Origin of the sequence: Vibrio sp. OPT20 (assembly GCF_963889365.1) — a bacterium.
Classification (GTDB): domain Bacteria; phylum Pseudomonadota; class Gammaproteobacteria; order Enterobacterales; family Vibrionaceae; genus Vibrio; species Vibrio splendidus.
Map to the genome: position 1 here is coordinate 35340 of NZ_CAWPOA010000036.1, position 26996 is coordinate 62335.

Below are 26996 nucleotides of genomic sequence, written 5' to 3' on the forward strand. Positions count from 1 at the left end.
TGGCTGTTTAAGAGCTAAGATTTACCAAGATATGGGGTTAGAAAAGCACTCACTTGCGCTTGGCATAACCCCACATCCACCTTCACGCCGTGCGATTCAAGGATCGCAACACCACGACCATTATTGCGAGGGTCTGGGTCTAGCATCGCTACTACCACGTGTTTTACACCTGCTTTAACCAATGTATTGGCGCAAGCGGGAGTTCTGCCGACAAATGAACATGGCTCTAAAGTTACGTAAGCGGTAACCCCTTCCATTTCTCCGTCCAATCCGTCGTCATAGCTATTGAGCGCTTCGATCTCGGCGTGGTTTCCGCCGACTTTTTGCGTGTACCCAACAGACACCACCTTATCGTTCTTTACCAAAACGCAGCCTACTGGCGGGTTTGGTTGGCAATCAGGTAAGGCTTGGCGCGAAGCTTCGAGTGCTTGCAGCATGTATTGTTGGTTCATGGTCGTTACTCAGTATGACGAGAGCGCGCAGCAGCTAGTCGCCACGCGCGGTTGATGAGTTGATTAGTTACTAAGCTAATAAATTAATAAGCTAACAAGTGGGGGCATGTTCGATCTGATTGGGTTTTTAGTCAATGGTTTTAGTACAGAGGCAAAGTTTGATTCGACATAGGTTAACCATGCTAACTACGGTGTCATAAGGTAGAGTTGATGTTGTCTACGCAATAGAGCTCAATTATTGAATCACCACGATAATTAATTTAATAGGCTAGCCATAAATTCGCTGACCGGCTCTGACAATAAATCTTGTGGGTGGTCACCGCCAAAGGTAGCTAGCCCGCTTTTTCCTTCGATTATGCCAGACTTAATAATTACTTTTGTTTTAACATCAACAACTGTAATTTTTACGCTTACTTTATCTGGCTTTGCTGACCACTCAGTCGCGCGATCTTCCCAGTGTAATATGGTAGGAAAAATTAAGTAGTCGAACTCATTGCTTTTTGCATATTCAAGGACAAAATTGTAATCAGCTGCTTGGTTAGCGATTGCGACGTTGTTTAGTTTTGTGAATAACTCTGATTGAAGAGCTTTACTCACCATTAGTCCTGAGCCTGAATAATAGTGCTTCCCATACTCCCCATTCTTTGAGCGGCCGATTAAAACTGAATCACTTGTTTCAAATTTAGCTGTCGAGTTTACATCCGTAACCTGAAGTTTATGTGTATCAGCACACCCAATGATAACTAAGCTTATAAGTATCAGTAACGCACGTAAAATCGACATAATAGCTACCTTATATGGATGTGAGTTAATATTAACCATAGTTTATATTAAACATATTAATGTATAAAATTTGCGACTAATTAGTACGAGCGACAAAGGACCCTTTGAGACTCAAACAACCAATAGTTAACTTCGGCCAATGAGTTAACCAGTTTTTAGACTGAACTCGTTGTTCAAACACGTCTCTGCTGCGATTGGGATTCGGTGTGATCTTTAAATCAAACAAACTCTCTAAACCAAAAGACGAAATACATTCGATGTCTCCATTGAGGCTTTGCTTTACGGCGACTGCGGTCTCTTTCTCTGGCCAGTAACTCATCGCATCCAATGAGCCTTGGTAAGGTTCATCCCCATTTCTGGTGTGCATGCAGGCTTGATTGCGAACTTGCCAATTCAGTTCAGGTAACCGTTGTTTAAGCAGAGCCTCGTATTGAAGATTCGATTCGTAAGAGGTATCAATGGGATCAAAGTAGATCACATCAATATCATTGAGTGGAGTCGGGGAGGCATAACCATGTAGGTGATCCCAAACGAGGTTTCTCACAAAGCCGGCAGCAACATAGCACTGCGGCAAATCCAGCTGAGCGACACAGTCTAAAACCTGTATTCGTAAGGGATCTTGTTTGATCAACGTGACGATACTGTTGGCTAGCGGATGTATCATTATGATGTCGGAACATCGGTGACTTGGTAATGACGTGTCACGTTCTTGGAGGTTTCACCCCATTCAGACGTTTTTACTCGCTGTTGGTGCGCTTCGAATGCTTCTCGGCTAGTGAATTCTTCATACACTTCAAAGCGATTAGGTTGAAGCGTGCTCTGACTGACTCGAAACACAATACAACCAGGTTCTTCCAGTGTCAGTTCTTTGTGCACAACCAAGGCTTGTGTGACGGCTTCTAGGTCGTTGTCTGGCACTAGAATATGCCCTTGCAGAATTACTTTACTCATAATTACGTCCATTTAATTACGTCTATTTAATTTTGTCCACTACGGCTTTTTTCTATAAAAAGCTTTACCCGTTACAAACATAATCCCATTTTGATGTTGTGACGTATAGGCTAATGTGGCGATTAATTGTTCACATTGAATACATCATTGGTTACAGCGTAACTTTAGGGGCGGTGTGAGCAATAAAAAATAAGACGTTGGAACTAAATCCGCGTTGGTCCGGTCTATTAAATTAGTATCATTGAACTGTATTGATACTGAAATGAATTTGTCATCTGAGAGAACTAACCTTAATTTTGAAGAGCGGCTCATAGGATTGAATTGAGCCATAGTTGATATCTAGGTCATACTTTGATGTAAATGGTACTCAAAACTCTATAAATTTTGTGATTTGTATCATTGATCTGGACATCAAACACCGTTAGATTCAAATGGTTGGCAATAAAAATAGCTCATGAAGAGCAGTTAAAGAAAAGGAAATATCCCTTATGAAAAAAATGAGAAGAGCACAGCTTCATCGCGTTCGCATCCAATACTGGAAAGACACAGCGAAAGAAGCTTCAAAGAAATAAGCTTTAAATTGTAAAGCTTTAAGATAAAAAAAGCTGAAAAGCTTAATCAAATGTAAAACGCAACAAATCGATTTCATTAGCACTCTCAAGGACCTTCATCTGGTCGGCGACTAAAGAAATCATCCTCCAAAGAGCTGACAGGCATTAACAACAATGCATTCAATGTCAGCTCATTAATACCTCCTCTTAGATTTTCTTGTTGCTTCACTCTGTTACTCCTCACTAAAACCCCTTTGTCCCTTTGCTCTTGTTACGCATATCTGTATTCGCAAAGTCGTGATCAAAAAAAGCTCCCGATTTCTCAGAAGCTTTGATTTAGATTTTGATATCTGATGTGGTTAACTGCTCGTGAGAGATAACACCAACGTCAGGAGCTAATGCGTTAACGTTGGAAGAGCGTCTTCAAACTGACATCATCGGTTCGGTTCAGCTTTAGGCTCAGCAGATAGCCACCAACACCGATCAGTGCGTAAATACCTAAAGATAAAATCGGCGCTTCTGCAATCGCACTTAATGGGTTGCTTGCTATGAGCACATTCATTGGTAATGACGCGATGAGAGATAGGAAGTCATTGATGCCATAGAACCCAAACACGGCGACAGAGAGGAACTTAATCGCATAGCTTGAGATGAAAATGACAAGCAATGGAGAGTTTACCAGCTGCGAAATCGCTAGAGTGACGGTTGCCAGTGGCAATAAAACCAGTGCAACTAACATCATTCGTCCAAAAAACACGACCCAGTTGCTCAGCACATAAAACAGAGATTGCTGCTCAACCAATAGCGCCAGTTGTTGTTCACTTGAGACGTTCAATATCCAGAATAGAAAATCTGCGAACAGTACTAACAATGCACAGATAGCCGGAATAACCACTAAACCGAAGCCGAGTTTCACGCCGTGAGTCATTGCGTTAGATACCGGCATACTTCTCCAAAACATCGAACTGCCTTCTTGGCGCTCTTTACGCAGCGTTTTAGGGATATATAGCGTCGACAGGATCAGTGAAATAAGGCCCGCGCCAAAGTAGATCACTGAGTTGAGATCTTGTGCGAACTCTCTGTGGATGTCGCTCACGTCACCGTTCACTTGCATTTCAAAGAAAAACTCATGTTGTGCTGCGCCATTAAAGAACAGACCAACGAACAGTAAGAAACCACATAACGCGACAAACAGAGGCAATCGAGTGTTAACTTTGTGCTCGATGAGTTCTTTTTCTAGCATGTAAAAACTTGGATGCATTATGCCTTCTCCATCTGTGTTGCAAGGAATAGATCTGCGAGACCAACGTTATAGATGTTACCCAGTGATTCAACCTGCGCTTTGTATTGACCTTCCAATAACCACTTAGTAGTGCCTAGCCCTGATTGTGAGGTCAGTGGGTTGAGTTTCTGAATCTCGCTTGAATGGTTGTTTGCGACTTCAATAATGAAATAGTCGCTCTCGATGTCTTCCATGCTTTTTTGCAGGACACAATGACCTTGCTTCAAAATCAGTACATCCGTTAATAGGTGTTCAATTTCTGAAACCTCATGGCTTGCAATGATCATGGCGCGTTCGCCGTCGTGGAACCATTCTAGTAGGTGGCGATAAAAAGTATCGCGGTACAGCAAATCTAAGCCCAGTGTAGGCTCATCTAAGATCAACACTTGAGTGTCAGTCGCGATGATGATCGCAAGGTGAAGTTGTACTTTCATCCCTTTAGAAAGCTGCTTGATAGTAGAAGAAAACTTAATGTTGGTGCTGCTTAACGTCTGTTCTGCTTTTTGCTTGTTGAAGCTAGGGTGCACACCTTGTGTGTATCGAAGCAGTTGTTTAACCGTCATCCACTCTGGTAACACGTTAACATCTGAGATGTACGACAAGTGCTGCATGAGCTCTGCGTGCTGGTGGATAGGGTGGTAGCCGTTTACTTCAATCTCACCTTGATAGTTGTGTCCACCAAGCAGTGATTTGATCAGAGTCGATTTACCCGCGCCATTGTGGCCAAGCAGACCAAGTACTTGTCCTGGCTTTAACTCAAAGCTGATGTTTTCGACACCCACTTGATTTGAATAGGTTTTGGTTACGTTTTTCACGGAAAGTAACGTACTCATGACTTGTCCTTTATATGTTGTGCTAGCTGTTTCACGAGTTCTTCGACACTCATATCAATGATGCCTAGCGTCTCAGCGATGGCTGGGATCTGTGTGTTGATGAATGATTGGTGTGCAGACTCTTTCAATTTTTGAAGTGCCCCTTCGGCCACATACATGCCTTGGCCGCGTTTTTTCTCTACCAAGTCTTCATCCACCAGTAACTGATAGCTTTTCATGACAGTAAGGTGGTTGATCTTGAGATCGGCAGCAACCGCACGCACAGAGGGTAATGTTTGTTGCTCTAACCAAACACCTTGAAGAATTTGGTCACTGATCTTTGCGGCAAGTTGCCTAAAAATCGGTTGGTCGTCTTTCCATTCGGTCATAATCAAAACTGCATGGTGATATACATGTGTATAACACTAACCTTTTTATTCGACTTGGCAAGGGTTTTATGAAAATAGATCGGATATTTTTAAGTTTGGATAAAGCATGTTTGGCGGGGAGGGTACTTGAAGCCTACGTCCTTGTGGGCTTTCAAGCAGCTGTATGAGCGATGATTATTTGAATAGGAAATGGTTGCTCGTCAAGATTTCTAATAGGGGGGCCTATTGCTCCGCTGAGTCATTGGGCCGGCTATACAGATAGCCTTGATGTAAGTTGTAGCCTAGCTGGCACAAGATATATTGCTGCCTGCGCGTCTCGACACCTTCATAAATCATCGTGATATTTGATAAGCGTCCAATCTCAGAGATATTAAGCAATACACCCTGATGATGCTCTCCTGACTCGATATCCTTAACAAAGCAACGATCCAGTTTTAGATAGGCCGGAGAGATAACATTGATGATTTCGATGTTGTTATTACCCGTACCAAAGTCATCCAGAGCGATGGTAATACCAAGCTTTTTGATATCCTTAATGTTATCGATAACCTCACATCCATAGCCAATATTCGAATATTCAGTAATCTCGACGACAAATTCATTCGCTTCCATCGCGGCCAAATGCTCTCTGAGCCTTGCGAAGTTCGACCCCACCAAAGCGCTCGGACACACGTTGACACCATAGATCTCATGGCTGTTGTGTAATTTGGCTTTTCTGACCGTCTCGATGAGCAAGATAGTGTGAAAGGTGAGTAAATTGGTGCGTCTCATGGTGTTGATGAAGCTTAAAACGCCAACGTTACGAACTCGAGATAGCAACTCGTAATACAGGACGCTGTTGTCTTCGGTGTTGATGATGGGCTCTTCTTCAAAGGAGATGTGTTTCCAACGAAACAGGTAGATCATAAAGCCCAGAATATAGGAGCGATAAAGCAGTGTGGCGAGAATCAGAGAAAGCGCAGTCCACAGTACGACAATATCGTCACTGTAAAAGGTAATGGTTGCGCCGGTTGGCAGTGGTGTTTGATAGATAGCTTTACTTTCTTCACCAAGGTTCAGAATGTAATAACCATTTTTCTGGATCGAGACCGAGTCGACTAACAGAGGCAATAGTGAGTTTTTGTATCGAGCTTCAATAGAGCGCGTAGAAATACGCACTGTAAGGTCAATGCCATGCTTAGTGTCTGCGAAACGTGAATAAGCGAAATCGGCACTATCGTAAAAGTCATCAACTTGATCAAGGTCTACCATTTTCGATCGTGTTTTGGAGATATAACATGAACCATAAGACGTAGTCATGATGACAGAATCTAGGTTGAGCGAATGCCTTAATGAGTGCACAGCCCCTTGGTTATCGCAACCATAGAGCATGATTTCTTCAGCAATATGTTTGGTGTTTTCGCTGTATTCATCTGCAATCTTCGTCGTATAAAGGATTTGGAAAAAGTAGACAACGAAGAGGAAAAATGAAGAGATGGTGAACACGGTTATCAGAGCCTTAATCAGTTCTCTATGATAGGTGTTGAACATCATTTTCAACATTTCTATCTGACTGGGCTTGAATTGATTGATGTCATACTTTGGTGCGATGCAGTTTGTAGAGCTCTTATCGAGATCGATGAAGTAACCCACCTTATAAAGGTTAGAGATAAGCTCGCTATTATTATCTACCTTTGCTTTTTTACATAAGTTTCGATACTTCTTTCTTATTGAGGCGATGATGTTTTTTAATGCATACAAACTAAACTCTTCATCAAAATGTAATTTAAAAGACTCTTCAACATCTCGTGCAGATTGAGGGTTAGATATTGATGAGTGCTCAATAAGGTATTTGAATACAAAACTCTCTTTACTATTAAGACTTTCCTCTGATATCTTATTGCTATTGTTCTTGATGTATATTTTTTCTTCATTGTAGATCAGTTGCAAGCTCTCATTATTGTTGTTTATATTGAAAGAACAGTGCATGGCTCAACTCCTAAGCGACAGTTATTATATTTATGTGATTTATGTGATTTATGTGATTTATGTGATTTATGTGATTGATGTGTATTGGCTGGGATTTTCATTCAACCTAAGAGTCCTTTCCAAATAATATAACCAAAATGTCACCATTTTCTCTTAAGATGTTGATACTAATCACAGAATTTGGGCTTGAATGAAAGGTTATGGAGATGTTCATCCAAAAGTTGAATTTATAAATGAAAGCCGATGATTTACAAGGGGTAAAGGGGATTTATCCATTTGTTTTGGTATTTATCCATTTCACCGCTTCTATGTGGAAGGTTTAGCTACTGGATTTAGAGGTTTCTAATGTAGCTTTTGATGGTATTCATTCGGTTTATTGATGTGTGAGATTTATCAGAATTTTTCAGGATAAACTTAGATTATGTCAATTTATGTAATGTTAATATAATTTAATTGAGACATGATTTTAGTAATTGAATTATATGGCTAGATGATGGCATTGATAATATTGTATTTTGAGTTTGCTTTATTTGTATTGTTACGTCTTGTTAAATAATGAAATTTTTAGGTGGGAAGTTTTAGATAGCACGAGGATGCTATTTTTATATATTGATACCTATCTATTTATGAAAGATGTTTAATCAAAACACTGTTGATATATATCAGACATGCACCTATGTAGATCTTTATAGGCTAATTATAAAAAATAAGATATGAATAAGGTTCATGTTATAACGTAAACAGCACTTAAAAATGTAAGTAGCAACAACTTAACCCTATTCGTATTATTTTTGAACAAATTTATCGTAACCACATGATATTCAAAGAGCTGTCTCGATGGCTTAGCTCTAACTTCTGAATGAGTAAAATCGTTGAGTATTTAACATGCGCCATCAAGTACGACGATTTGAGGTTCTTTTTCTGGTTGATAGAGTACCTGACAAAAGTCACCTTCAGGTGAATAGGTGTAGTTATCTGCGTCAAAAGAGATAGCAGCTACTCTTTCGGCATTGCTGCCAGGATCGACTTCTTTGTTGATCACGTGAAGCTCTGTTCTGTCGATATTGAGCAGTCTTCTTAGTGAATCCACATAAGCTATTGGGTAACCATGACAGACGTAGTAGGTTTCAATTTCCGTTTTTTCTACATAGTTGCACTCTCCCTCAACGCCAGCAATCGCAGACTTGGCGTAGATCATATCGATACCGGTACGTAGGTTACCCGCTACGTCGTGTATTTTACTCGCACGGGCGCTTCCTTGAACGTTTAAGAACTTGACCATAGCCGTGGCAGACAGGATAGCCAAAATTAAGACAGCGATGATAAGTTCTAAGAGAGTGAAGCCGTTTTGTCTTTTCATATTTACCGATTATTTGATCTGATTTAGGGGCTGCATGAGGGTAATCTAAATACCAAAGCCATTACAGAAGGTAGGTATATCTGTTATATGGCTTACAGGTTGATTTTTATCAATAATTACATAATAAACAATGCTTTAACTTCGGTTTGTCGTTGTTGGCCGCAATGTAAGCATACGTAAGCGTTGATGCGGGTATCACTCTCTGGACTACGAAGTGTTCAAAAACTCTAACTTATTGATAAATAAGTTTTTAAATGTCTATTAATCGACCCGTTAAAAATTGTCTTTCGACTTCATTTGACGGGATGGGCTTACTAAACAAGAACCCTTGAAGATACTGGTATCCACAATCGATCAAGAACGCTTTTTGCGTTTCGGTCTCGACGCCTTCAGCAACTACTTTTAGCCCCAGTTTGTCGCAGATGGCATGGGTGGCTTGGACTATTGCTTTGCTCCCTTTGTGCGAGCCATGGACAAAACTTTTATCGAGTTTAACGGTGCTAATTGGCAAGTCATGCAACATTGAGAGTGAGGAGTACCCTGTACCAAAGTCGTCAAGGTGAAGTTCTACGCCCAATTTTGATATATCACTTAATGCTTGTCTGACTTCACCATGCTTGAAGATCATCGAAGACTCGGTGATTTCAAGGGCAACGCTTTGAGGCTGGATATTGTAGAAGTTCAGCATTGCCGATAGCTGTTCGGCAAAGGTAGCGTGCATCTGAATGCTCGAGATATTGATGCTCATCATCAACTCATGATCAAACTCTCGTTGCCACATCGATAACTGTTTGAGTGCGGAATTGAGAACCCATTTTCCGAGAGGAACTATTTGCCCACTTTCCTCCGCTAAGGTAATAAATTCGTCAGGAGCGATGTCACCAAGTTCTTCGTCCGACCATCGAAGTAAGGCTTCAAATCCTTTCACCTTGTCGCTGTTAGTGTTCATTATCGGTTGGTAATGAAGGTTGAGGTCGTCGTTCTCTAAGGCATGCGTGAGTCGATGACGGATCTCTACCTTGCGGTGAAGGGTTTGTGCTAAGCAAGGTGTAAAAGTTTGAAATCGATTTCGTCCATTTGCTTTGGCCATATGCATCGCCATACCCGCTTGCTTGAGCAGTGACTCTTGATCGACGGCATTATCAGGGAAATGAGCAGTACCAATGCTGCAACCAACAGACAAGGTACCAATTCCTCTGATGTGGAAACTCCTGTTCAAGGCTTCAATAATACGCGAGCAGAGCAGTGGGATATTGTGATTTCGACAGGCGTGGGCAATCACAATAAATTCGTCGCCACCAAATCGACCGATCATGCACGTCTCGTCGACGAGGTGTTTAAGACGTTCGCCAACCTGCTTAAGTAGTTGGTCGCCGACACTGTGTCCATAAGTATCATTGACCAATTTGAAGCCATCAAGGTCGACAAACATCAACTCAAAGGGCGAGCGATAGGCAATACTGGTTTCCAAAAGGTTGGTGATACCGCGGCGATTATAAAGCTCAGTTAAACAGTCGTGCTCAGCGTTGTATCTGGCTTTGATCAGTTTCTCTTTTTGTTTAGTTGTACAGGTGAGGTTTAACAGAAGCTCGCTTTTATCAAATAGCCATTTTCCTTGAACGTCAAAATGATGGGTTTTGTTATCTATTTCGCAGCTGACTTCTTCTAAAATCTCGCGGCCTTTACGCGCAGCAAACAACCATTGTGCTGCTGTCTCTTCACTTGAAACGAAGTCGGATAGAGTACTAAACGGTGAGCCATAGTTTTGAAAGAATGCGGAGTTAGCACTCACTACGTTTCCTGAGTTATCAAATAGAAGGGATAGATTTGCGCCATCAGAGCAAGCTAAGTCGTGCTTTAGGCTGCCTTCTTCGGCAATGACTTGTACCAACATTCCAGTTCGACCATCGGGCAATGGGATCCCAGAAAATAGGCATAATGCACGTTTGGAAATGTAGTTTGGCGTGAAGTTCCACCATGTTTTGATGCTTTCGTTACGTAGAAATTGTCTTTGGTATTCTTCCAGTGTTGCTTCTATCGCTTTTGACATCTCGACACTAAAGTCACGTGATGTCAGCTCAAACATCGACTCAGACTCCCAGAGGGGGAGGGCGTTACTATTTGCCCAAGTTATTCTTTTATTATCAATGTCATATATCCAAATAGGACACTTGAGATGCTCGAAAGGTTGATAATTGGTCATCATATTGAACTCGGTGAACTGATGTGTTGGTCGAACAGTGCCTACCGAGATCATGCATTCAGTAGGCGCTTATCAAATTGAATTCTGGTCTTCAACAGTCGTTAAAAAGCCGTGTTGAAGAAGAAAAAAGTGCTACAGAAAGGAGTGCGCTATAGAACTCACAGTTGAAGGCCATCTTTTGACGAATGCTATTTTTGGCGCGACCTGAATGTATATCCAAGAAATGACCTGCGCTTGAATCGGATTCACTATTTCTTGTTTATTGCTATCAGCTAATAACTGCGTTGAAAATAAAGCGGTGCTGGTCAGTAACAGTGAAAGCGGTTTATTCATCTTAAAGTGGACCCTGTGAGGTAGTGGTGATTAGCAAATGCTGGATCGAATTATCAATTTCATGAATGTTACTTGAAGAAGATATTGCTTAATAGCGCCTGCCGAGGCCCTGAAAATGTAAAACACTGGATGGTGGGTAACGTAATCGATTTCCTTCGACTGTTGAACGCTGGGGTTGGATTTTAAAACTATAAATGTGTCATTTGTCAGTGATATTAACCGACAGGTCATTACTATTTGGAGGGTTGATTTGATTGGGTTTTGTAAATGCCTTAAATGTAAGTGTGAGTAAGAAAATAAAGCAAACGTAAGCGTTGTATAGGCAATTAAAACACCGTGAATATCGAGTTATTAATGGCCAACCTTCATAAACCAAGGCGTACTGGCGGTTAAGCACTGCGTTTTGTAAACGTGTATGTACAAAAGTGATTACAATGTTTTGCGTACGGTAAAAGTGATGCTCGAATCACAACATTGATGATATATGAGCAGTATATATACTGCCCTCGCTTTTAATAAATACTGGTGATAGGAATGTCGAAAACCAAAGTGCTCATTGTCGAAGATGACCAAGAGATAGCTCGTTTAACTACGCTTTATCTAGAAGCTGAAGGCTACGATGTTAGCGTTGTTCATGAAGGGAATTTAGCACTTGAAGCGATCCGCAGTATTGAACCTGATTTAGTGCTGTTGGACTTGATGCTTCCGGGCATGAGTGGCGCTCAAATTTGCCGTCAGGCTCGAGAGTTTTACAATGGAATAATTTTAGTGTTGACCGCCTCTGCCGATGAAATGAGTGAGGTAAGCTTATTTAAGTTTGGCGCGGATGATTACGTTGCAAAGCCTATTCGTGGCCATGCCTTGTTGGCGCGAATTGAAGCGTTATTGCGTCGAGCTGCTCCTATTGCTATCGCGCCGGAAAAGACGGCTGAAAAGCAATGCGATATTGTGATCAACAATATTGCTCAAAGTGCCACTCTGTATGGGCAAAATCTTAAGCTTACTTCTGCCGAGTTTGAAATCTTAAACCTTCTTGTGAATAACATCTGTCAAGTCGTGACTCGAGACCAGTGCTGTCAGTTGTTTCGAGGAATTGACTATTCGTTTAACGACCGCTCGATTGATATGCGAGTGTCTGGTTTACGCCGGAAGTTACGTATTCACGCAAAAGACAAGCAGTTGATCCGTACGGTTCGCAATAAGGGGTACATGTTGGTTGCGTAAGTTCATTGCTACGAAACTTCGCTCGGTTTCGATGTTTGCTCGTTTATACCTTGGGATTGTGACTGGGATGTCGGCGACGATATTCTTGTTTTTGAACCTTGGTGAAGGGCACATGCGACGCACCGAGATCGAAACGTTCCTTAACGATGGCATTTACTTTGCTGAGCAGTATGTTCGCCAACACCATCAGGAAAACTCGCTATATAAAGAGCTCGATAGAACAGGCTACCAACAATTTTATATCTTCAATTTACGCCTGTTGAAAAATTGGTCGGGAGAGGCACCTTGCCAACGATGTGAGTTATATACGACCTTGAACGGTGTGCCGATATACCTCAGTGACAACAATCTCTATTCGGCGGTGTTTCAGTTACCAAATTCAGAATCTAGCTTTGCGTTCAGTGAGGTAGGGGACTTCTTCTCTCCTGAGATTGAATGGTATGAGGATTCAGAAAGGCACTTTTTGTTAGGACTGTTACTGGCTGTCATTGTGGCGATTGGCGCAAGTGTTTACTTACCTGTGAGGCGTTTTCAAGAAAGAATAGAGCTATTGGTTGAGAAGCAAAAGCAATTTGGTAAGGGCAAGCTTAGTACTCGATCTGACATGGACGACATCCATCCTGTTTCTGATTTGGCCAGCAGTTTTAACTTCATGGCTGAAGAGATCGAAAGCAAAGTAAAACAAAGTCATATCTTCGCTCAAGCTATCCCACACGAAGTACGTACTCCATTGAGTCGTATTCAGCTGGCGACCGATATTTTGAGAAGGGGAGCCCCCGAGAAGCAGCAGGTTCTTTTCGATGATATTGATACCTACATTGAGGATATCAACGAGCTCACCTCAGAAATTATCATGCTGTCGAAATTGAATGTCATGGATAACTCTTTCTTTGAACTGGTAAAAGTAAGAGCGAACTTACTTGAATATTGTTTAGACCGGATTCGTTACTCCGAACTGGATAACGTGATCTTCGAATCAAATGTAACGCAAGATTGTGCCATTAAATGCGACTGCTCGATGGCGCGTTTGGTGTTTGATAACATTCTTAAGAATGCAGGCAATTACACGCAAGACAAAGTATGGATGACTCTGGATGAGAACTCAGAAAATTGGCTGGTTCTCATTGAAGATAACGGTTCTGGAATTCCAGAAGATAGGCGTGACGAAGTATTCCTTCCGTTTTCTCGCTTGGATTCTAGCAGAAGCTCAACCACCGGTGGTTTGGGTTTAGGCCTCGCGATTGCGATTTCAGCGGCTAAAAAGCTTTCTTGGGATATCAAAATCGACGACAGCAACCGTGGTGGAGCCAAGTTCAGTATCGTGATTCCTAAGACCGTATAACTGGGCGCTCTGAGAGCTACTTAGGTTCTAGGTTTGTAAAATAACAAAGCCACGGCTGAATACCGTGGCTTTCTAGTATGCTCATTTACATAATAGTGACTGCTTAGGCTTAGGCTTAGGCTTAGAGCCTAGAGCCTAGAGCCTAGAGCTTAGAGCGATGAAGTCCATAAATGGCGTGGTCTACGATGCGGCCATTCAAGTTCTCGTTACGAGTTATAATACCTTCTAACGTGAAATGTAAGCGCTCACAAACTTTACGGCTGCTCATGTTCTCAGTGGCAGCTGATATTTCAATCTTTTCCATATCTAACTCATTGAAAGCAATATCAATCAATTTTTCGACCACACGGGTGACTATCCCTTTACCTTGGTATGATTCAGACAGCCAGTAGCCTATCGTGACTTTCTGTTTGTTGTGGTCAATGGTGTTGAAGCTACAGTTACCGACGATATTATCTTTATACACAATCGCACATGTCATGCTTTGGCCTTCCGCATAATCGTGTAGCGAGCGCTGGATGAAGATCCTAAAGTCTTGCTCGGTTTTACAATGTGGTGGCCACACAAGCCATTGGCTTAGATACTCATTCTGACTTTGTGAGATTTCCGCATAGTGAGAAGCGAAACTCTCTTCAACCAATGCAATGGATAGTTCATTATCGATAATCGTTTTAAACATGTATTTCCTTTTCTTTTGGCTGATGATTTAGTGATTTTTGGTCGGCAGACTATAATGTCGCATGGTTTTCAATATGCAACCACTTGTAGCACGGATTTTTCGTGATACGTTAGTTCTATCACGAAACTCATTAAACCTTACAATAGTTGTGTATATAATCATTAGCTATGCATTAGTATTAGCAGCCTAAATATATAAAAACTATAAAAATGCTAGGCTTAAATAATGATTCAACATTGCCAAGAGGTAACCGTAGACCTGAGAAAGGCTCTATTTGGTATTGCTAAGGCGCTTGATAACGTCGGTTTCGAAAGCAAAAACCATGGACAGAGGGTCGGTTATATCGCGTATCGATGTGCACTGAGTGTCGGATGGGAAGAGGAGCAGGCGCAACTTGCGTTTTCATTGGGGTTAATTCACGACTGTGGTGTATCGCAAATTGATGAGCAGCTCAGCTTAACTTCTGGATTTGTGCCCGACTCGAGCTATCACCATTGTCAAAAGGGCTACCAAATCTTAAAAGAGTGCCCAGTTCTTTCTATATTTGCTAAACCGGTTCTTTATCATCACACCCCGTGGGTTGAGTTAAAGGCTATTCATATCAGCGAGTTAGAAAAAGAACTGGCCGCCATTGTGATGCTTGCCGACAGAGTCGATTATCTATACGGCATCACCTCTTCTGATCGTTATGGAAACCTGACACCAGATGGAAAAGCGAGCATTATCGAACGTTTGACTGAACAAGCGGATGAGATGTTCGAAACCAACCTTGTACAACACATGTGTGAGTTGGTCGATCTGGATGATTTTTGGTTCTCGATGGAAATCCCTTACATCGAGAACATGAGGGATAATTTTGAGCCTGTGCCATTCTTCTCTCAACAGATGTCGTTGGATGAGACGGTGGCCTTTGCCGAATTTATTGCCAATGTTGTTGATACCAAAAGTTCGTTTACCTTTAAGCACTCGTTGAAGGTTGGGCAGCTTTCAGAATACCTTGCCAAACAGCTGGGTTATTCATATACCACTCAGCGTAAACTCTACCTAGCGGGTCTAGTTCATGACATCGGTAAACTGCAAACACCTAATGACATTCTTCATAAGCCAGATTTGCTGACCGAAGAGGAGTATTGCTGCATCAAACGCCACGCAACGGACACTCGATTCGCACTGCAAGAGCTGTTTAGTTCTCCTCAGGTATGCCAATGGGCATCCAATCATCATGAAAGGTTAGATGGATCAGGTTACCCAATGGGTAAAACGGCTGAAGAGCTGGATCAACCGAGTCGGATCGTCGCTGTCGTAGATGTATTCCAAGCATTATCTCAGTCACGTCCGTATCGTGCTGGTATGACGTTAGAACAGACGATGGCTATTTTGATAAACCATGTTGAAAACTATAAGTTGGATAGAGAAGTGTTTGAATGTCTTGAAAAACACGCACAGTACTGTTTTGAATTATCGACCGATAAAAGAATGTACGCGTTTTAACGCTAGTGAATGCTGATTGGTTGTGAGGCGTTGGCGTGATGCACTTGTTAGTCATGCATTTGTAAGCCATGCCTTTTTGTAAATCATGAATTGGCAAGCCATACGTTTCAATTCACGCTAGAAATAAATGACTAAGCACCAGAAACAGAAAAGCGATAGCCTCGGCTATCGCTTTTTTAATGGGGGCTTTAAGGAGATAAACATCAGCAGGAGCCAAAGGTTAGGACCTAAAAATTGAGGCTAGTAGCGCTTTAAGATCTCGATGATCGCTTGCTCTGTTTCCGCCGCGATAATGGCATCAATGTCATCATCATTTTGGAACAATTCCGATAACGCCATAATAGTATGGATATGACTATCTGAGTCCATCGCTGCCAGAGTAATTGAAAGGTAAACGTCACCGTTGTCTTCCGACTCTAAATCAACACCCTTCTTGAACACCGTCACTTGCAGAGATGCTTCGTTCACACCATCTTCAGGACGAGCATGAGGCATCGCAATCTTTGGTGCTAGAACATAGTACGCGCCAATGTCCTTGTGCTTTTGTTTGATAGCTTCAACATAGCTAGCTTCGATTTTGTTGCTTGCTAGCAGTGTTGAACAGGTTAAATCAATCGCAGCATCAACCGTTAGGTTTTCTTCAGAGTTGATGATAACGCCTTGGTCACCGATTAAATCGAATAGGCTCATGAAACAATCCACCCTAGAATCAGACCAACTACACCGAAGTCAAAGTCAGCAAACGTTGTTGCTTCAAGACCCAGGCCACCCAGTACAGGAAGTAGCAGCATCGGTAGGAAAGAGATACACAGACCTTGCGTGAATGAACCTAGGATTGCACCGCGTAAACCGCCAGTTGCGTTGCCGTAAACGCCTGCCGCACCACCTACGAAGAAGTGTGGAACCACGCCCGCTACAATGATTGTCCAACCAAGTGCACCTTGTACTGCCATTGCTAGTAGACCAGCAGCAAAAGAACAAAGGAAACCGATAAGTACCGCGTTTGGCGCTACAGGGAATACCATTGGGCAGTCTAGAGCAGGTTTTGCACCCGGTACTAGCTTGTCAGAAATACCTTTAAAGGCAGGAACGATTTCAGCAATTAGCATCTTCACACCTTGCAATACGATGTAAACACCACCTGCAAAGATTAGAGATTGCATGAAGGTAAACACAACCCAGTTTTGACCGCTTGATACTGTTTCTACAAACTCGCCGCCCGCAATAATAGATGCAAGCATGAAGAAGATTGCCATTGTTGTTGCTACCGCTACTGGCGTATCACGTAGGAACATTAAGCTTTTAGGAACTTGGATGTCTTCTGTTGATTTTGATGTGTCACCGAATTTGCTACCAATGAAGCCAGACACAATGTAAGACAATGTCGAGAAGTGACCGATAGCCAGTTGATCAGTACCCATTACTTTTTCAGTGTACTTTTGGCCTAGTGCTGGCATCACAACCATTAATGTACCGACAATGATAGAGCCGATTGCGACTAGAGCTGTGCCTTCAATGTTTGCTGTAGACAGAATTACTGCTACTAGCATAGACATGAACATTGTGTGGTGACCCGTTAAGAAAATATATTTTAAAGGAGTAATGCGAGCCAATAAAATATTCACAACGAATGCGAAGAACATAATTAGAGCCATTTCATAACCGAATGCTTCTTGTGCTAATGCAACAATTGCTTCGTTATTTGGAATAACACCACTTACGCCGAATGCTTCAGTAAATACAACTGAGAAGTTATTTAGTGCGCCAACAAGAGCGCCAGCACCAAAACCTAAAATTAGGAAACCCATTACGGTTTTAATTGTGCCTTTTAGAATAGTAGAAATATCAGCTTTTTGTGCAACAAGGCCAATGAAAGCAATTAAGCCTACCATGATTGCTGGCTCTTTTAATAAGCCGAGCATGAATTCGAAAAAGTTTTGCATAATTTTGACCTTACATGAAAGTTTTTAGTTGTTCTTCGATTGATGCTTTGTCAAAAATATTTTTAAGGCTGATGATATTCTCTTTTCCACCGTCTTTCAGTTGGTTAGCAACGTCTGTTGCCGCGACCCAAATATCCGCATTGCTTGATGCTGCAGAAGATAGATCTTCGTGATCAATCTCTGCTTCGAAACCGATTTTTTTAGCCACTTCTTTCACTGCCATTTCCATCATTAGTGAAGTACCAAGGCCGTTACCGCAAACTACAAGAATCTTTTTCATAATATTTGTCTCAATTGGATTTTAGGGGTTGAGAAACTGCGTTCTCTTATTGTGTGAGAGCATAATAATGGAAATATTCAGATTTCAATAAGACCTCCATCACAAAGCTAAAATGAGATTGTGATGGAGATCTCTTTAATTTGTGTTAAAGATCCAGAATGAGACTTTGATCAAATTTAACTTTTTACTCGAATATGCAACGTATCTTATTGAGAAAGGCAGGAGTAAATGTATTTATTTTTCGGAAGGCAAATATTTAGAGGATCTGTGAAATAAAATAGATAACTAATCGTATCGACCGTAATCGGTAAGCATTTTCTTAAGCATACTATTGACGTCTTTGGTCTTTTTATTTCTTTTTGTTAATTGACTAAGAGAGGTTGGTTTTGGAGCCTCAGTTTTATCATTCTCAACATCTTCGACTTTATCTTTCATTTTTTGTACGGCTGGTAATAACATTCGAATTTCTTCGTTATTAGTATTGGTTAGTACCACAATATTTTCAGATTCAACTTGGGTAATGGTCAATATTCCATGCTTAACGGATTCAACCTTTTCACCAATCATAATAGATTCAGGTGCGACAGAGCGATCAGTTAACTGACCTGTACGTAATTTCGCCGCACTGATAGCGCGGATATTTCCGGTGTTTTCAAACGCGACAATAACAGTATAGGTATTATAATATTCAACTACTGTCACATAGCCATGTCTATTTGTTTTGAATTTAGCTCCATTGTTCATGTCGTGCGGAGCTTCCATTTTCTTCAAGTGTTTCCTCTCTTAGTCTCGATGGCTGTTATATCTAATCAGCTCTATTAGTATTTTATAGATAATTATTTGGTGAGATCATACAAAGTATATACGCATCTAAACTTAAGATGAATCTTGAAGTATCGGGAAATGAGGCAGAGCACAGAAAAGTAGTAAGAATCACACAGAATTAACCGAGTGATTACGCTCGTACGTTTAAAGGCTTAACATTACAAATTCAACTTCATACAGGTTGTTTACAGTTTTTATGCACACAAATGACGATAAACACAGCGTTTTGTTTAATCCTTGACCGCGCGATCGTTTGCGTCAAAAAATGTGATGAAAGTCTCACTTAACTGTTTATACTTCTTTTCCGGTTTTAAGCCGGTGCTTAGCCAATACAAGCCGTCACATGGATATGTGAATGACCCCACGGACCGGACCAGCTACGTTCCACTGCTTGTATAAGGTGATTTTTACATGAACAACTCGTTATTACAGTCGCTAACGTTGTTAGCTCCTTCATCGCGTAGCGTTTTGCTTGCGGTTCTTTGTCCTATTCCTTTGATGTCATTCGTTTGGCTCATGTTCACTCTTTAAGGATTACTAGGACACATTATGAATATTCTATTTGGTCTTGTCGGTGTTATTGCACTGATTGCTTGCGCATGTCTGCTATCTGAGAGTCGTTCTTCTATTAACTGGAAAACGGTCTCTCGTGCACTATTACTTCAAATCGGCTTCGCTGCTTTGGTGTTGTATTTCCCTTGGGGACAACTGGCGTTAACAAGCCTAAGCAATGGCGTTTCGAGCTTGCTTGGTTTTGCAGACGTTGGTATCGCTTTCCTATTTGGTGATCTGGCTACTGAAGGTTTCATTTTCGCGATTCGCGTGCTTCCAATCATTATCTTCTTCAGTGCTTTGATCTCTGCGCTCTATTATTTAGGCGTTATGCAGAAAGTGATTCAAGTTCTTGGTGGAGCGGTGCAAAAACTGCTGGGCACCAGTAAAGCTGAATCTCTAGTTGCAACAGGTAATATCTTCCTTTCTCAGGGTGAGTCTCCTCTTCTTATTCGTCCCTTTTTAAAGTCTATGACTCGTTCTGAACTGTTTGCTGTAATGGCGGGCGGCATGGCGTCAGTGGCCGGCAGTGTGCTGGGTGGCTATGCAGGATTAGGTGTTGAGCTTAAATACCTTATTGCAGCAAGCTTCATGGCGGCTCCGGGCAGCCTATTGATGGCGAAGATCATTGTTCCTGAGCGTAGTACTCCGAGTGACTACGACCACATTGAGCTAGATAAAGCTGACCAAAGCAACGTGATCGATGCATTGGCAAGTGGCGCAATGAACGGTATGAAGGTGGCGGTTGCTGTCGGCACTATGTTGGTTGCATTCGTGAGTGTGATTGCAATGGTGAACACGGGTTTAGAAAGTCTAGGCGAAATGTTCGGTTTTGCGGGCATTACCCTGCAAGCTATCTTCGGTTACCTATTCTCGCCTCTTGCATGGTTAATTGGTATCCCGAGTGATGAAGTATTAATGGCGGGTTCTTACATCGGTCAGAAGATCGTAATGAACGAGTTTGTTGCTTTCATCGACTTCGTTGAGAACAAAGCTCTGCTGTCTGAACATAGCCAAGTGATTGTGACTTTTGCATTGTGTGGTTTTGCCAACATTGGTTCTATCGCGATTCAATTAGGTTCGATCGGTGTTATGGCACCAGAGCGTCGTGCAGAAGTGGCAAACTTAGGTTTGAAAGCGGTAGCGGCTGGTACGTTAGCAAACCTAATGAGTGCATGTTTAGCGGGTATCTTCATCCTGCTTTAAGCTAGATTAAGTTAAAGTAGCTAGATTCAATAAAAGCGCTTAAATTTAGTAAAAGCGGGTATCTTACTTACGGAGTTTACGTAAGAAGGGTATCCGCTTTTTTGTGCCTGCTGGTTAGGTTGATTCAGATTCAAACCACCACTTTCATTACTCTGTCGTGTATAAGGCTCACTCGGAAGAGTAATAGAGCAAGCCTGTTTTATCCGATATACTTGAATATCATCAGGTTGCGATTAATATCGTTCGGTTTCGGCTAAGAACATTCGATTTCGACTAAGCACATCCGCTTTCGATTAAGAATAATGGCAACCAAGTCCAATAAATCAAAGGTCTCCCCATGAACATGCGCGTTCTCATCGGTCTTATCACTGCCTTTATCGGCTTGTTTGCGATGGTTTATCTTATTGCTGGTGGTACTCAGTTCCCTATCTCTCAGTGGCCGCAAGAGGCTTACCACGGTTTAGTCTTCAGCATCGTATGGGGCACTGGTGTCGCCGCATCGGTGGCGTACTTCTTCTCGGCATTGGTGTTTGTGACTATTGCAGTGGTTTGCTATGCGATTGGTTATAAGATCGGTGGGCTCTTTTCTAGCAAGTCAGAAGCATAAAACAGAAGTTTAAACGTTCACTTTTTGCATTTTCTTTTAGGGTTAACGTTCGCCTTAACCCTCCCTTAACCTCCAGCTCGTTATCTTGTCTCGATTCTTACAGGAGACAAGAAGATGAAATTGAATCTTCCTTTAAAACATTCCCTTATTTCACTTGCTCTAATCGGGTTGATCGGTTGCACGACAACCAGTCAGGCTGACTTTGTTTCGTTAGCTGAGCAAAGCACTAATCAGACACAACAAAGCTTACTCGCAAAGCTGATTCAACAGGCTTCTAGTGATCAAACGTCTATTAAACAAGATCTAGACGCTGAGAACCTACAACTCACCGATTTAGTGAATGCGCCGGAGCTCGACCTCTATATCGAGCGCGCTCTGCAGAACAGTCCAAGCCTTCAACAAAGCATCACAGCACTCAAAATTGCCTATGCACAGCAAGGAGTGACGTCTGGCGACCGCTTACCAACCGTCGATGCGAGCTTTTCTGGTCAATCTGACGAAGGCACTAACGGCTCAAGCACCACTGAAACCTATACCACGGATGTCACGGTCGGTTGGGAGTTGGACTTATGGCAGAAATTAGCAGACACAAACAACGCCGCGTTAAAAGATATTGCGACGTCTCAGGCTAACCTTCAGGGCGCTCAAGATCTTTTGGTCGCGAGTGTGATGAGAGGTTGGCTTGATATCAGTTTGAAGCAGCAGCTTGTTGATATTGAAACGCAGCGCTTGGTGATTCTAGAAAATAACGAAGAGCTGGTTTTAGAACGTTATCGCACAGGGCTAGGTAGCCTTGAAGAGCTAGATAACGCCAAAACGAGCAGCGCATCGACTCAAGCAACTTTGGCCGATTACCAAGAGCAACTGGCACAAAGTCGACGCGCGTTAGTTTTGTTAACGGGGCAGTGGAGTGGGGATTCTAATGAGGCGACTCTTGCTGAACTCGGTTCATTCCCAACCATCATTAACCCGCTAGACAATATGCCGACGCAAGATCTGGCAGGGCGTCCGGATCTTCAAGCGGCTTTCTTCAATATTGAAGCAGAAACACTGCGTGCTGATGCTGCATATAAAGCGATGCTGCCTTCGATCAGTTTATCTGCAAGCCTAACCGATATGGCAGAATCTCCGAGTGAAGCCTTGTTGACTGGGCCTTTGTGGAGTGCGCTTGGTCAAGTGTCGGCACCACTGTTCCAGGGTGGCAAGCTGAAAGCACAGGCTGAGATTGCAGATCTAACCACAGAAACCAGCTACTGGGCTTACCAAGAAACTCTGTTGAATGCGGTGAATGAAGTGGAAAACGCAATGGGTCAAGAGTCGTCATTAACGCTTCAACAGCAACACCTAACGAACGCCTTGGTGAGCGCACAACGCAGCTTCACCAGCTATGAAGAGAAATACCGTCAGGGTTTGGTCGACATTTTTGATCTACTTACTGTTCAGCAACAAACCTATGACCTTGAAGCGCAGCTAACACAAACCATTTATAACCGTCTCGTAAACCGAATTGATTTAGGCCTAGCTCTGGGCTTAGGAGTATCTTCATGAAACTGAACACCATCACAATTGCAATCACCCTTGTTGCGGGTTCAAGCATTTTTGCTGCCCTCGCTTACAACGGTTCACAAACAGAGCTTACTCCTCAAAAGACGAATGAATTAACGGTTTCAGAGTCTCAAGTCATGGTTGTTGAAACTAAGTCTGTTGAAACGACCACCTTAGCAGTCTCGCAACAACAGCAAGTGTCTGTCGTACTCGCCACTCTCGGAGACTACCAAGCGGAAGTGGTAGGCTACGGAGAAGCGAAGTCGCGCTATGAGTTGATGTTTTCAACAGAAGTTAGTGGCCGAGTAGAAGCAATCAGCTCGCAGTTCGAAACCGGGCAAGTGATTGGCCAAGGTGACGTGATCGCCAATATCGATTCGACCAGCTATCAACAAGCGGTAACCCAAGCCAAGGCGAATGTGGCTCAAGCTCAATTGGATTTATTGGAAGAACAGAGACAAGGCGAACAAGCTAAGTCTGAATGGCAACGATCTGGTTTGTCTGGCGAGCCGGATTCACCTTTGGTGTTGCGTGAACCACAACTGGCACAAGTAACAGCGGCCTTAGAGAACGCCAAGCTTGAATTGGTAAAGGCTGAGCAAGACCTCGAAAAAACAACCTTGGTTGCCCCTTTTGATTCGTTGGTCGTGAGCCGTGATGTTCAACCGGGAAGCTACGCACAAACGGGCGCTCAGATAGCCACGTTATACAGCGTTGATGAGGTTGAGGTTTCTGTTCCTTTGTCTGAAAGCCAATGGTTGAGCTTACCAAACAGCGATAACTCGCAATTGAAAGAGCAGCCGTGGCCAGTGACTCTGTCGAGTTCTGATGGTCAATACCAGTGGCAAGGTTATGTCGAACGAGTAGAGCAGCACTTACAGCAAGACACACGTCAGCGCTCATTGATCGTGAAAGTCGATAACCCTTTGGATCAAGAGAAAGATCTTTATCCAGGTACATTCGTACAAGCAACGATCTCGGGTAAGCAATTAAACCAATTATGGGAGCTTCCAGCCTCAGCACTTTCGCAGCAGGGTGACCTGTGGTTTGTAGACGACAACGGTCTGCTTTCTAAATCAAACGCGAATGTTGAGTTTGAAAAGGGCGGTTTGATTTACATCGACCCAACCAAACTGAGCAACTCTACCGAGCTAAATAGCCTTACAGAATCAAATAGTGACAGTGTGCAAGTGGTCAAGCGTCCATTAAGCAGCTTTAAATCAGGCATGGTTGTGATGGCTAAGGCGGAGGGTTAGTTATGTCTAACGAGCTGAAACCTAATAACCAAGTGCACAGTAACCAGACGTCAGATAAACCACATACTGGCGTAATCGCGTGGTTTGCTAACAACTCTGTGGCAGCGAACTTACTGTTAGTGGGCGTGATCATCATTGGTGTGTTGTCGCTTAACACGTTACGTAAAGAAGCATTCCCGAGCCTAGAACCCGATGTTGTCACTGTTTCAGTGACTTATGACAGTGGTGACCCTGTTCAAGCGGAAGAAGGTTTGGCAATCAAGATAGAAGATGCGCTAGAAACCGTGCCGGGTATTAAGCGTATTACGTCTACTTCAGATGCGAACGGAAGCCACGTTTCGATTGAGAAAACGAGCACCTATGACCTTGATACCCTGTTAACCGACGTTAAAACTAAGGTTGATGCGATCAATAACCTGCCTGCAGGCGCTGATAATCCTGTGATTGATAAGGCTCGCATGCAAGATCATGCCTTATGGGTACAGCTTTATGGGGATGCAGATCGAGCAACGTTGCAGAGCTTAGCCGAGCAACTTAAGTCAGACTTGTTGAGCCAATCAGCGATTCGTGACTTAGAGATTAAGGCTAAAGCTGATCCTATGATCTCGGTCGAGGTTGATGAGAACAAGCTCCAAGCTTATGGATTAACACTGACTGACGTTTCTGAAGCGATCAATGCGGAATCTTCTGCAGCTATCTCGACCAGCCTTCGCAATGGTGAAAAAACGGTTCGTTTGAAGGTATCTGAACAGGCGTACGAACTGCAAGATTTCAACGCGATTCCGGTGATGACGACCACTGATGGCACTCAAATTACATTGGGTGACATTGCTAACGTTGAAGACATGTTTGCCGATGACACCTTCATGCTTTCTCGTTACAACCAACAGAATGCGATGGCGATTCAGATCGTGATGGATGAATACGGAGACGTCGTCAGCATCGTTGAACAGGCTCAACAAGTGGTGGATCGTTGGGAAAACAGCAACATTCTGCCTAATGATGTCGAGATTGAAACTTGGTACGACAAAAGCACCATGATCAAAGATCGCTTGAGCCTGTTGGTGAAGAACGCGCTCACCGGTATCGCTTTGGTATTCATCGTGTTAGCGGTATTTCTAAACGTGCGTGTCGCTTTCTGGGTAGCAGCGGGCTTACCGTTTGTATTCTTTGGCACCATGTTCTTCATGACAGACACCTTTATGGGGCTAACCATCAATGAGATGACCACCTTTGGTTTCATTATGGCGCTCGGAATAGTGGTCGATGATGCGGTGGTGGTCGGGGAGAGTATCTACTCTACCCGCAAGGAAGAAGGCGACTCGATCGGCAGTACCATTCGAGGCACCATGAAGGTGGCATCACCGACTATATTTGGTGTGTTGACGACGGTTGTTGCCTTCTTAGCGCTAGCTAACGTTGAAGGTAAAATGGGGCAGATTTACGCTCAGTTCGGTACGGTCGTGACTATCTGTTTGTTACTGTCTTTGGTTGAGTCTAAGTTCATTCTTCCATCACACCTCGCGTACATTAATACCAAGCGTAGTGAGAAAAAGGGGCTTTGGGCTCGCGTTCAACATGCTGCCGATACTGGGCTAGGTTGGTTTAATAAGCGCATTTATTGCCCTGTGATTGAATGGGCGCTGAAACTGCGTTATGCCGTGGTGATGGTTTTCTTATCGCTACTAATATTAGTAGCAGGATTACCAATGACAGGCGCGGTTCGTGTGGCGTTTTTCCCTGATATGCCGGGCGACACCGTGACTGCTGATATGTCGATGCAAAACGACGCGAGCTTTGGTCAAACCCAGCAAAACTTATTAGTGCTTGAAGCGGCGGCAACACAAACAGATGAAACTTTGAGAGCGCAATACCGTGCTCAAGATGAAGCATCGGAACTGCTTAGCCTTCAGGTTATCGCCGATGCTGATGATTCTGGCCAAGTTAAAATTGAATTAGATAGCGACAGTGTTTATACATCGAACGAGTTTGCAGATGCTTGGCAAGAGACAGTGGGCCAGATGGAAGGGGTTAAGAAGCTCAAAGTCTTGTCTAAAATGGAGATGGTCGACAACTTCAAAGTAGAATTGAAAGCGTGGAATGAAGAATCAGTGACTGCGGCGGGTAATGAGTTCTTAACTAAACTGCAAGCGATTGAAGGTGTGAGTGGCATTGATCATAACTTGGATCTTGGCGAGCCTCAGTATCGTTTCGAATTAACACAACAAGGTCGCGCGTTAGGGTTTGATACTGCAAGCCTTTCGCAACAAGTACTGCAAGCGTTTGGTGGTGATATTGTTCAGCAGTTCCAACGTGGTAAAGATGAGGTGAAAGTCCGTGTTCGTTATCCTGAATCGGATCGTCAAACCATTGCGGATATCAAACAATCGAGCGTGAGAACCAACGACGGTACCGTGGTGCCTTTGAGCACAGTCGCTAAAGTATATTCTGATTACCAAGTATCAGAGATCACACGCATTGATAGCCAACGTGCGGTGTACATCAGTGCAGTATTGGACAAAGAGGTGGTTGCGCCTGCTGAGCTTGTTCATCAGTTGCAAGACACATTAGTACCCGATTTAGAAGCGCAATATCCGGGGCTAACGGTCGACTTTGCTGGCGAAACGGAAGAGCAAGAAGAAACCGCGAGTTCAATGATGAGCATGTTTGTACTCGCCATGATTGCTATCTACACGCTGCTTGCTATCCCGTTGAAGTCTTACATTCAGCCTGTGATTATTATGACAGCGATTCCATTTGGTATTGTTGGGGCAATCTTAGGGCACTGGTGGAATGACTTAACAATCAGTATCCTATCGTTAAACGGCATTCTTGCGTTGAGCGGTGTGGTAGTGAATGACAGCTTGTTGTTGGTTTCTCGTTTTAACGAACTGATCAAAGAGCAGGACAAGTCGGTTCACGATGCGATTGTTGAAGCGTGTTCTGGTCGACTAAGAGCCGT

Annotated in this window: 23 protein-coding genes; 8 read left to right on the top strand and 15 right to left on the bottom strand. The window is 43.0% G+C overall.

The genetic code is table 11. From position 1 onward, the window contains the following. Positions 1-14: 14 nt before the first annotated feature. The 10 genes from AACR09_RS08110 to AACR09_RS08155 form a co-directional block, all read right to left on the bottom strand. Entirely contained in the window at positions 15-452 is a 438-nt protein-coding gene (locus AACR09_RS08110) for a bifunctional diaminohydroxyphosphoribosylaminopyrimidine deaminase/5-amino-6-(5-phosphoribosylamino)uracil reductase RibD (protein ID WP_102488361.1), read from the bottom strand. Between the two features lie 255 nt (positions 453-707). After that, positions 708-1235 (bottom strand): DUF4823 domain-containing protein, encoded by a 528-nt coding sequence (locus AACR09_RS08115; RefSeq protein WP_009844743.1) that lies wholly within the window; start codon positions 1233-1235, stop codon positions 708-710. A 76-nt stretch (positions 1236-1311) separates the two neighbouring features. Then, entirely contained in the window at positions 1312-1899 is a 588-nt protein-coding gene (locus tag AACR09_RS08120; protein ID WP_193834706.1) for a nucleotidyltransferase family protein, read from the bottom strand. Further along, positions 1899-2186, bottom strand: coding sequence for a putative quinol monooxygenase (locus AACR09_RS08125; protein ID WP_017085393.1), 288 nt, complete (start codon positions 2184-2186; stop codon positions 1899-1901). Before AACR09_RS08125 ends, AACR09_RS08120 begins: the two co-directional genes overlap by 1 nt. Positions 2187-3140: 954 nt before the next feature. Next, on the bottom strand, positions 3141-3998 hold the full coding sequence (locus AACR09_RS08130; RefSeq protein ID WP_017083226.1) for a hypothetical protein: 858 nt from the start codon (positions 3996-3998) through the stop codon (positions 3141-3143). Next, on the bottom strand, positions 3998-4852 hold the full coding sequence (locus tag AACR09_RS08135) for an ABC transporter ATP-binding protein (protein WP_193834707.1): 855 nt from the start codon (positions 4850-4852) through the stop codon (positions 3998-4000). The genes AACR09_RS08130 and AACR09_RS08135 overlap by 1 nt, the downstream gene beginning before the upstream one ends. Further along, positions 4849-5220: a GntR family transcriptional regulator gene (locus AACR09_RS08140; protein ID WP_193834708.1), complete on the bottom strand. Its 372-nt coding sequence runs from the start codon at positions 5218-5220 to the stop codon at positions 4849-4851. The genes AACR09_RS08135 and AACR09_RS08140 overlap by 4 nt, the downstream gene beginning before the upstream one ends. Positions 5221-5442: 222 nt before the next feature. After that, entirely contained in the window at positions 5443-7188 is a 1746-nt protein-coding gene (locus AACR09_RS08145) for an EAL domain-containing protein (protein ID WP_193834709.1), read from the bottom strand. A gap of 880 nt (positions 7189-8068) precedes the next feature. Next, the gene (locus AACR09_RS08150) at positions 8069-8548 is read right to left on the bottom strand and encodes a type II secretion system protein (protein WP_193834710.1); all 480 of its coding nucleotides are present in this window, start codon (positions 8546-8548) and stop codon (positions 8069-8071) included. 250 nt (positions 8549-8798) lie between these two features. Next, positions 8799-10805 (bottom strand): putative bifunctional diguanylate cyclase/phosphodiesterase, encoded by a 2007-nt coding sequence (locus tag AACR09_RS08155; RefSeq protein ID WP_076648540.1) that lies wholly within the window; start codon positions 10803-10805, stop codon positions 8799-8801. An 813-nt stretch (positions 10806-11618) separates the two neighbouring features. On the opposite strand from AACR09_RS08155, the gene AACR09_RS08160 reads away from it, so the two are divergent. Together AACR09_RS08160 and AACR09_RS08165 are read left to right on the top strand one after the other, a co-directional pair. Next, complete coding sequence (locus AACR09_RS08160; protein ID WP_004729957.1) at positions 11619-12308, top strand: response regulator transcription factor; 690 nt, start codon at positions 11619-11621, stop codon at positions 12306-12308. Continuing rightward, on the top strand, positions 12301-13650 hold the full coding sequence (locus AACR09_RS08165; protein WP_019350814.1) for a sensor histidine kinase: 1350 nt from the start codon (positions 12301-12303) through the stop codon (positions 13648-13650). Before AACR09_RS08160 ends, AACR09_RS08165 begins: the two co-directional genes overlap by 8 nt. Positions 13651-13792: 142 nt before the next feature. Here AACR09_RS08165 and AACR09_RS08170 read toward each other — a convergent pair whose 3' ends face one another. Further along, entirely contained in the window at positions 13793-14329 is a 537-nt protein-coding gene (locus AACR09_RS08170) for a GNAT family N-acetyltransferase (protein WP_004729960.1), read from the bottom strand. A gap of 225 nt (positions 14330-14554) precedes the next feature. Here AACR09_RS08170 and AACR09_RS08175 point away from each other — a divergent pair, with 225 nt between their 5' ends. After that, complete coding sequence (locus tag AACR09_RS08175; protein WP_102442151.1) at positions 14555-15820, top strand: HD-GYP domain-containing protein; 1266 nt, start codon at positions 14555-14557, stop codon at positions 15818-15820. Positions 15821-16060: 240 nt separating this feature from the next. Here AACR09_RS08175 and AACR09_RS08180 read toward each other — a convergent pair whose 3' ends face one another. The 4 genes from AACR09_RS08180 to AACR09_RS08195 form a co-directional block, all read right to left on the bottom strand. Continuing rightward, positions 16061-16510 (bottom strand): PTS sugar transporter subunit IIA, encoded by a 450-nt coding sequence (locus AACR09_RS08180; protein ID WP_017066503.1) that lies wholly within the window; start codon positions 16508-16510, stop codon positions 16061-16063. After that, positions 16507-17763 (bottom strand): PTS ascorbate transporter subunit IIC, encoded by a 1257-nt coding sequence (locus tag AACR09_RS08185; protein ID WP_004729966.1) that lies wholly within the window; start codon positions 17761-17763, stop codon positions 16507-16509. The genes AACR09_RS08180 and AACR09_RS08185 overlap by 4 nt, the downstream gene beginning before the upstream one ends. Before the next feature lie 10 nt (positions 17764-17773). Next, positions 17774-18043 (bottom strand): PTS sugar transporter subunit IIB, encoded by a 270-nt coding sequence (locus AACR09_RS08190; RefSeq protein WP_004729968.1) that lies wholly within the window; start codon positions 18041-18043, stop codon positions 17774-17776. 285 nt (positions 18044-18328) lie between these two features. After that, positions 18329-18805 (bottom strand): hypothetical protein, encoded by a 477-nt coding sequence (locus tag AACR09_RS08195; RefSeq protein ID WP_004729970.1) that lies wholly within the window; start codon positions 18803-18805, stop codon positions 18329-18331. Positions 18806-19417: 612 nt separating this feature from the next. Between AACR09_RS08195 and AACR09_RS08200 the strand changes: the two genes are divergently transcribed. The 5 genes from AACR09_RS08200 to AACR09_RS08220 all read left to right on the top strand — a co-directional run. After that, positions 19418-20626, top strand: a complete 1209-nt coding sequence (locus AACR09_RS08200) for a NupC/NupG family nucleoside CNT transporter (RefSeq protein WP_004729974.1) — start codon at positions 19418-19420, stop codon at positions 20624-20626. 337 nt (positions 20627-20963) lie between these two features. Continuing rightward, the gene (locus tag AACR09_RS08205) at positions 20964-21233 is read left to right on the top strand and encodes a hypothetical protein (protein WP_065205837.1); all 270 of its coding nucleotides are present in this window, start codon (positions 20964-20966) and stop codon (positions 21231-21233) included. A 114-nt stretch (positions 21234-21347) separates the two neighbouring features. Next, positions 21348-22781: a TolC family protein gene (locus AACR09_RS08210; RefSeq protein ID WP_193834711.1), complete on the top strand. Its 1434-nt coding sequence runs from the start codon at positions 21348-21350 to the stop codon at positions 22779-22781. Beyond that, positions 22778-24034: an efflux RND transporter periplasmic adaptor subunit gene (locus tag AACR09_RS08215; protein ID WP_193834713.1), complete on the top strand. Its 1257-nt coding sequence runs from the start codon at positions 22778-22780 to the stop codon at positions 24032-24034. The genes AACR09_RS08210 and AACR09_RS08215 overlap by 4 nt, the downstream gene beginning before the upstream one ends. Before the next feature lie 2 nt (positions 24035-24036). After that, on the top strand, positions 24037-26996 hold a 2960-nt coding region (locus tag AACR09_RS08220; RefSeq protein ID WP_228010473.1), incomplete at its 3' end, for an efflux RND transporter permease subunit.